Annotated in this window: 1 protein-coding gene and 2 pseudogenes; 1 reads left to right on the plus strand and 2 read right to left on the minus strand. The window is 34.4% G+C overall.

All coding sequences use genetic code 11. The features are described from left to right. Positions 1-155 (plus strand): annotated as a pseudogene (locus FTT84_RS17795) (IS5/IS1182 family transposase); the annotation flags it as partial. A gap of 153 nt (positions 156-308) precedes the next feature. On the opposite strand, the gene FTT84_RS17800 reads toward FTT84_RS17795, so the two are convergent. Both FTT84_RS17800 and FTT84_RS17805 read right to left on the minus strand, forming a co-directional pair. Then, positions 309-1,097, minus strand: a complete 789-nt coding sequence (locus FTT84_RS17800; protein WP_005137601.1) for an ANT(3'')-II family aminoglycoside nucleotidyltransferase — start codon at positions 1,095-1,097, stop codon at positions 309-311. Positions 1,098-1,164: 67 nt separating this feature from the next. Next, a pseudogene (locus FTT84_RS17805) lies at positions 1,165-1,343 on the minus strand (IS4 family transposase); the annotation flags it as partial.

A 1,343-nucleotide genomic window follows, 5' to 3' on the forward strand; every position in this document is an offset into this window, starting at 1 on the left:
TGGACTGGTATTTATATAAAATCAGGCATTTAGTTGAAAATATGTTTTGTAGATTAAAGCAATTTAGAGGAATAGCTACTCGATATGACAAGCTCAAAAGAAATTATCAAAGTTCTGTTGCTTTAGCATGTATATTTTTATGGCTACCTTTATAGGGTTAATTATGAACAGTAAATGTCAACAAACCCTATATTAAAATTAATATTATTTTCTTTAAACACTAAGTAATAAAAAAAGAGTGCTTAAGCACTCTTATATAGCCGTATGTTTAGTAAAGTCGGTAAGAAAAGCCAGAATCTAAAAAATTATTATGTGATCAAATTTCTTTTCTGCTCAAAATGCTCTTCAATTTTTGAACTCAGAAAATTAACAATAGGCTGCAAAGCATAATGTTCCTCTTGCCAATTTTGTTTACCGATTTCCCCTCTATATTCCTGTATAAGCCGCTGCAATACGAATTTCTGCTCAGGAGGAAGCTGAGGCATAACCCATCGAGCTGCATTGCCTTTTGAAGCAATATCCTTCATGACTAAACTAAAATAGATCCGGCATAAAGCTAAAATCTGGTTTCTTTCATCTGCATCCTCATCCCAATGAGCTACAATTTCGGGATAAGTATCAGACATTGCTTGCCATAGTTCTTGATCAGAAATTTCAGGTGCCCATTGGTCTAAAGCTGGACCAAATAAAACTGTATGATGAGATCTCGCTTTTCTAAGCAATATACTAATATCTGGGTCTTTCTGCGAACTTAATGTTCCACCTTCTTTAAGTTCTTCACGTAGCCATTCACCAAACTGCATTTCATAACTTAAAGGATAATTTCCAGACTGAATCTCATCTTTTAATAAAATAGTAACTTCTAATGGTCTTTGTAATTCCCCAACAGGCTGTGAAATTTTTAGTAATTCTTGTGCAAGCTGCTCGCGTAAAGCAGATGTTAATGGTTGAGTAACCACGACCAGAACATCAAGGTCACTTTCTGGCCCTAAGCCACCATCAACAGCTGAACCATAAAGATAGATTGCAAATAATGATTCCGCTAAAAGTTGCTGTAATTTTTCTTGTAGATATTCTAACTGAATGAAATCAGACATCTCTCATCTCCTTCGGAAGAAACAGATATAAAAAAGGCAGGATATTATACTCTGTACACGACAAATTTCACAGAACCCTTATCCTATCAGGATTCTGCTTTCTTAAAATTGCCAAAATTTCCTTAAACTCTTCTTTTTTCCCAAAACCAATTAAACGCTGAATCGCCATTTGAACATAGTCTAAACCATAGCGAAATAAACTCATTGAGAGTCGTCCATGCTTCTTTATTTTTATCGCTTTTTTTT

It is taken from the genome of Acinetobacter sp. YH01019 (genome assembly GCF_013420285.1).
Taxonomy (GTDB): Bacteria; Pseudomonadota; Gammaproteobacteria; order Pseudomonadales; family Moraxellaceae; genus Acinetobacter; species Acinetobacter gandensis.

Bases quoted from the DNA above. Each gene is read 5' to 3' on its own strand.
- FTT84_RS17800 (WP_005137601.1), bottom strand. From the start codon at position 1,097: ATGTCTGATTTCATTCAGTTAGAATATCTACAAGAAAAATTACAGCAA.